Here is a 6,011-nt window from a genome sequence, read left to right on the forward strand (position 1 = left end):
CCGCAGCGTCTGGCCGGCCATCCGCTCAAGTCGCTGGACGCGATCGTCCATTGGCGGGTGACTGGCGAACATCTTCTGCACGCCACCGCCCTTGAAAGGGTTGGCGATCATCAGGTGCGAGGTGTTGACGAGCTGCTGGCTCTGCGGCAGGGGTGCCTGCTGCGTGCCGCGCTCCAGCTTCCGCAGCGCCGAAGCCAAGGCGAGCGGGTCGCCGGTGAGCTTGGCGCCATCCTCATCGGCGTCGTATTCGCGGGTCCGGCCGATGGCTGAGCGCACCAGCACGGCGGCGAAGGGCGCCAGGATCGCGAGGAGGATCGCAGCGATGGGGTTCCCGCCGGAGTTCCGGGTGCCGCCCATCATGCCGGTGAACGCGAACATCTGCGCCACCGAGGTGATCACACCGGCCACCGCGGCTGCCATCGAGCTGAGCAGGATGTCCCGGTTGTACACGTGCATCAGCTCGTGTCCCAGCACGCCGCGCAGTTCGCGCTCATTCAGCAGATTCAGGATGCCCTGCGTGCAGCAGACCGCCGAGTTCTCGGGATTGCGGCCGGTAGCGAAGGCATTGGGCGCCATGGTGGGCGAAACGTACAGGCGCGGCATCGGCTTGTTGGCCTTGGTGCTGAGCTCGCGCACAATGCGGTACATGGCCGGAGCCTGCTGCTCGGTCACCGGCACGGCCTTCATCGCCCGAATGGCGAGCTTGTCGCTGTTCCAGTAGCTGTACGCCACCGAACCCACGCCGATCAGCGCAAAGATCCAGATGAACGCTGAACTGCCCGTGGCGCCGGCGATAACAGCACCAAAGACCAGGAAGATACCCATAAGGGCGCCAAACAGCATTACCGTCTTGGCGCCATTGAAATGATTATGCACTGAAACTGCCAACTCCTTGAGTATCGGTCGTTCATCCCGTACAACGCACCGAATAACTGGACTGTTCCACATCCGGCCCTATTCACGGACCCTGATGTTCTGGCCCGCGGCTACGGTTCGGGGTTACGTGAATCGTACTGCGCAAAGCGTGGTTGGCGCTTCATCAAAATGATGACCAACACAATGCAGAGCAACCCGCCACAAACTGCAGTCCAGCCCTCGCCCAGCCACTCGGCGTTTCCGCCTGCCACCATGTCACCCAACCGCGGGCCACCGGCCACGACGACGATGAACACTCCCTGCAGGCGGCCCCTCATCGCATCGGGGGTAGCCGACTGCAGGATGGTGCTGCGGAAAACGCCGCTGATGGAATCGGAGATCCCGGCGAAGACCAGGCAGATCGCCGCCGGGATGATCCACGGGGACAGGGTGTCGGGCGCGGCGGCCTGGGAGTTGCCCGCCATCACCACCACCAGCCCGAAGGCACTCACCGAGGCTCCCCACCCAATCACCGACCACATCACGGCCAGACCTTGCCGGTGAATATGGCCCAACGGCCCTGAGAACAACCCCGCAAGGACAGCCCCGACGGCAACAGAGGCCAACAGGATCCCGACTGTCAGCTCGCCGCCGCCAATGAGTACCGCCCCGATCGCTGGCAGCAGCGCCCGCGGCTGGGCCATCACCATGGCTGCGAGGTCAATCAGGAACGTCATCCGGATATTGGGCCGCGTACCCAGATATCTGAATCCCTCAAGCACCGTGGCGAGGCCAGCTTTCCGGACCTTGCCTTCCGGGGGCATCGGGGGCAGCTTGAACAGTGCCCACAGCGCTGCGGTGAAGGTGACGACGTCGACCGTGTAGGTCCAGCCGTATCCCACCTGAGCAACCAGTAACCCGGCGAACAGTGGACCCACGGTCATCGCCAATCCGAAGGTGATCATGCTGAGCGCGTTGGCGGCCGGCAGCAGTTCGGGACGGACGAGTCGCGGAATGATTGCGGTCCGGGTGGGTTGGTTGATTCCTGCGGCGCCCGAGTGGACTGCCACCAGGGCGTAGAGCAGCCACACGTTTTCGATGCCCGCCCAGGCTTGCGCGGCGATCGCCATGGTGCTGCCCCACAGGAAGAATCCGGAGACCAGAGCCACTTTGCGCCGGTCATGCGCATCAGCAATCGCACCGCCGTAAAGTCCGGCAACCACCAGCGGAACCAGGGCGAACAACCCCAGCAGGCCAACGCTCAGGCTGGACTCGGTCAGGCTGTATACCTGCAGGCTCACAGCGACGAGGGTCAGCTGGGTGCCGACCGCTGACAGCGCCATCCCGAAGAACAGTCTGCGGAACGCAGGGCTCTCTTTCAGAGGGGTGATATCGGCGAGGAGTCTGGGCACTTATGAAGTGTAACGGCGAAGTGGTTTCCTCCAGCAACCAACGATCCCGGAGCATGGAACCCGGCTGAGCAACCACTGCGTTTCCATCGCGGCCGATACCGGCAGCCGCGCCCCAAACCGGCAAGGACCGGAGCGCTTAGGTCGAACGAGCTATCTGCCGCTCAGCCCGCATTGGAGCCGTGGACGGCGATCGACTGGTCGACGACGCCGAGCAGCCGCTTGTCGCCGATGATCCTGAAGTGCCCCATGGTCGGCAGCTGAATATTCTCGGCTCCTGGCAGCTGGCTGCCCCGCGGAATGTGGGGGTCGAAGCTGCTGTAGATGGAGGTGATCCGGGCGTTTGACTCAATATTGGCCAGCTGGGTGCGGAGGAACTTGTTCCCCGGTGAGAACGCCCTGATGCTCGGCAGGATGAAGAAATTCGCGTAGATGGAACCCGAGAACGGCGAGTTGATGGCGATCAGTTGCCGCACGCGGTCTCCGCTGTCGGGCTGCGTCATCACGTATTTTCCAATAAGCCCGCCCTTGCTGTGGGCCACGAGCACAACATCGGTCAGGTCGTGGGCCGCCAGATATTCAGCAACGTACCTTCCCATGGACTGGACGGTGCCCCGGTTGTACCCGAGCTGCTGGACCACATGGACCGGGTGGCCAGCCGACGCAAGATGAGCTGCGACCGGGCGCATGAACTGCCAGGTCTCGTAGATGCCGGGAATGAGAAGCACCGGCGGACCGGCCTCACGGTCGGCACCTCGGTCGGGGGTCAGGTATTTGGCTGGATCCTCCCGGAAGAGGAACCCGTGCACCTGCCAATACCCTACGTAGACGTAGTCCAGCACCCACGACCAGGCTCGTTTAGCGAGCAACACGTGATGTTTCGCCAAGGCAGAATCGGGCGGTGGGTTCGGGTGAGCGATACATCATCACATGGGGCTCCCCCTGGATTTCCCCGGTTGTCACGTCCTGACCGGTGGCCGCCAGTCGACTAAGCCAGTCGGCGGGCACAATCGGGTCGCGGCTTCCCCGCACCAGAGTGACCGGACAGGCAATTTCCGGCAGCGCGTCCTCCAGCCGGTGTTCCAGCATGGAAGGCAGAGTCTTCAGATACCACCTCATCCCGGCCCGGAAATAGTCGGAAATCACAATGTAGTTAGCCACCGGCGACTCCCTCAGGGTGTCTTGCGCCAGACGCATCATCTGCGTGGCAGCGGTCCGCTCCCGATCGTTGATGGTGGGCGCGAGCAGCACCAGCCGGCCCACCAACTCGGGGGCAGCACGCACCGCTTCCGCAGCAACCTGGGAGCCCATTGAGTGTCCGACGACGACGGCGTCGCGCACTCCGAGGATCCGCATCACAGCAGCGGCAATACCGCCAAACTCCTTAACCGTGAGTCGGCGGCGCGGCGCGGGCATCGCCCCGAACCCGGGCAGCTCAATGGCGTGCACGGTGCAGGTCCGGGCAAGGCGTTCGGCAAGCGGCTCGAAATAGCGGGTGGAGACCCCGATCCCATGAATCAGGACCACCTCGCGGCTGCCAGTTCCGACGGTCCTGACCGAACAGGAAACCCCGTCCACTACGACGGTTTGGGAGTGCTCCCAGATGGATCGGCTCATGAACATCCCTCTCAGTGATCTACTAACGGTACCCAACGCCCGGCCGCCCCAACGCCACCGGCGCGCCTATTATGAGTTTCTCAGAATAAATGGTTGACTGAGGTCATGACCGAGATGGCAACACAACCGGAAGTCGCTGAGGCGCAGTGGGCTACCGCCCTGCGTGCCAACGGGCGCCGGGTGACCCGCCAGCGCCTCGCGGTGCTGGCCGCCGTCGACCTGTCCCCCCATGCCACCACCGAGGACATTGCCGCCAGCGTCCGCGTCGATTTACCCGACATCACCGTGCAATCCGTGTACGTGGTGTTGGCCGATCTGACCGCATTGGGATTGTTGCGCCGGATCGAAACGCCCCACTCTCCCGCCCGGTACGAGACCCGCGTGGACGATAACCATCATCATGCCGTCTGCACCGGCTGCGGCCGCATCGAGGACGTCGATTGCGCCGTCGGCCACGCGCCCTGCCTGACCCCGCAGTGGCCGGAAGGCGCCAGCCCGATGACGATCCAGATTGCCGACGTCGTCTACCAGGGCCTTTGCGCCGATTGTCGCTAGTTCCTCCCCTCACAGACCACCCCAAAGTCACTAACCGCACCAACAAAGGAGCCTTATGTCTTCGAACTTCAGCACCACCCAATCCGGAGCACCAGTCATTGATGACGCCAACTCGTCCAGCCTCGGCCGCGACGGTGCCATTCCGCTGACCGATCACTACCTGATCGAGAAGCTGGCACAGTTCAACCGCGAGCGTGTCCCCGAGCGCGTGGTCCACGCCAAGGGTGGCGGCGCGTTCGGTACCTTCGAGGTCACCTCGGACGTCAGCGAGTACACCAAGGCGTCACTGTTCCAGCCAGGTGCTGTCACCGAGACGCTCCTGCGGTTCTCCTCGGTTGCCGGCGAGCAGGGCTCACCCGACACCTGGCGTGACCCCCGCGGGTTCGCCCTGAAGTTCTACACCGACGAGGGTAACTACGACCTGGTCGGCAACAACACCCCCGTCTTCTTCATCCGCGACGGCATCAAGTTCCCGGACTTCATCCACTCACAGAAGCGCCTGCCGGGCACCAACCTGCGCGACGCCGACATGCAGTGGGACTTCTGGACCCTCAGCCCCGAGTCAGCACACCAGGTGACCTGGCTGATGGGCGATCGCGGTCTGCCCAACTCCTGGCGCACCATGAATGGCTACGGATCGCACACCTTCATGTGGATCAACGAAGCGGGCGTGAAGTCCTGGGTCAAGTACCACTTCAAGTCCAACCAGGGCCACGAGGTGCTGACCGGAGACCAGGCCGAGGCGCTTGCCGGCTCGGACGCCGATCACCACCTGCGCGACCTGTCGGAGAACATCGCCGCTGGCAACTTCCCCAGCTGGGACCTCAAGGTCCAGATCATGCCGTACGACGACGCCAAGGACTACCGCTTCAACCCGTTCGACCTCACCAAGGTCTGGCCGCAGGGCGACTACCCGCTGATCCCCGTCGGCAAGCTCACCCTGAACCGCAACCCGGAGAACTACTTCGCGCAGATCGAGCAGGCCGCTTTCGCGCCGTCGAACTTCGTCCCCGGTATCGCAGCCAGCCCCGACCGCATGCTGCAGGCACGGATCTTCTCCTACGCTGACGCACACCGCTACCGCGTGGGCACCAACCACGCACAGCTGCCCGTGAATGCGCCGAAGAACGAGGTCCGCAACTACTCGAAGGACGGAGCGGCGCGCTACGACTTCAACTCGCCCTCCACCCCGGTCTACGCCCCGAACTCGGTGGGCGGCCCCGCGGCTGACCCGGCGCAGTACGGTCCACACGGCGGCTGGGAGAACGACGGCGATCTGGTGCGCGCCGCGCATTCCCTCCACGCTGAAGACGACGACTTCGGCCAGGCCGGCACCCTGTACCGCGAGGTGTTCGACGACGGTGAGCGGGCTCGCTTCCTCGAGACCATCACCGGTGCCGTCGGCGGCGTCACCATCGACGCCATCCGGGAACGGGCCATCCAGTACTGGACCAACGTCGACGTCGAACTCGGTGCCAAGCTTCGTGCGGCACTTGGCGCCGACGCCTCCGGTGGCAGCACCCAGGCCGAAGCAGCCAACAAGGTCTAACCGACTCACCCACTAATGGGTTTGAA

The 6,011-nt window shown here is 64.0% G+C and carries 6 protein-coding genes; 2 read left to right on the forward strand and 4 right to left on the reverse strand.

All coding sequences use genetic code 11. The annotated features are described in order from the left end of the window. The 4 genes from htpX to K728_RS0100155 form a co-directional block, all read right to left on the reverse strand. Positions 1-876, reverse strand: an 876-nt coding sequence (htpX, locus tag K728_RS0100140; RefSeq protein ID WP_024475451.1) for a zinc metalloprotease HtpX, incomplete at its 3' end; no start/stop codon positions are given. 110 nt (positions 877-986) lie between these two features. Beyond that, complete coding sequence (locus tag K728_RS0100145; protein WP_019481773.1) at positions 987-2,267, reverse strand: MFS transporter; 1,281 nt, start codon at positions 2,265-2,267, stop codon at positions 987-989. Positions 2,268-2,428: 161 nt separating this feature from the next. Further along, the gene (locus K728_RS0100150) at positions 2,429-3,136 is read right to left on the reverse strand and encodes an esterase/lipase family protein (RefSeq protein ID WP_024475452.1); all 708 of its coding nucleotides are present in this window, start codon (positions 3,134-3,136) and stop codon (positions 2,429-2,431) included. After that, on the reverse strand, positions 3,123-3,881 hold the full coding sequence (locus tag K728_RS0100155) for an alpha/beta fold hydrolase (RefSeq protein WP_162148006.1): 759 nt from the start codon (positions 3,879-3,881) through the stop codon (positions 3,123-3,125). Before K728_RS0100155 ends, K728_RS0100150 begins: the two co-directional genes overlap by 14 nt. Positions 3,882-3,986: 105 nt before the next feature. Here K728_RS0100155 and K728_RS17980 point away from each other — a divergent pair, with 105 nt between their 5' ends. Both K728_RS17980 and K728_RS0100165 read left to right on the forward strand, forming a co-directional pair. After that, a complete protein-coding gene (locus K728_RS17980) occupies positions 3,987-4,436 on the forward strand; it encodes a Fur family transcriptional regulator (RefSeq protein ID WP_019481776.1) in 450 nt (149 codons plus the stop codon). Positions 4,437-4,491: 55 nt separating this feature from the next. Continuing rightward, positions 4,492-5,985 carry a catalase gene (locus tag K728_RS0100165; RefSeq protein WP_019481777.1) on the forward strand — a complete coding sequence of 498 codons (1,494 nt, stop codon included), beginning with the start codon at positions 4,492-4,494 and terminating at the stop codon, positions 5,983-5,985. Positions 5,986-6,011 lie beyond the last annotated feature (26 nt).

This window comes from Arthrobacter sp. CAL618, from assembly GCF_000468215.1.
Classification (GTDB): domain Bacteria; phylum Actinomycetota; class Actinomycetes; order Actinomycetales; family Micrococcaceae; genus Arthrobacter_D.

Bases quoted from the DNA above. Each gene is read 5' to 3' on its own strand.
- K728_RS0100165 (WP_019481777.1), top strand. From the start codon at position 4,492: ATGTCTTCGAACTTCAGCACCACCCAATCCGGAGCACCAGTCATTGAT.
- K728_RS17980 (WP_019481776.1), top strand. From the start codon at position 3,987: ATGACCGAGATGGCAACACAACCGGAAGTCGCTGAGGCGCAGTGGGCT.
- K728_RS0100155 (WP_162148006.1), bottom strand. From the start codon at position 3,881: ATGAGCCGATCCATCTGGGAGCACTCCCAAACCGTCGTAGTGGACGGG.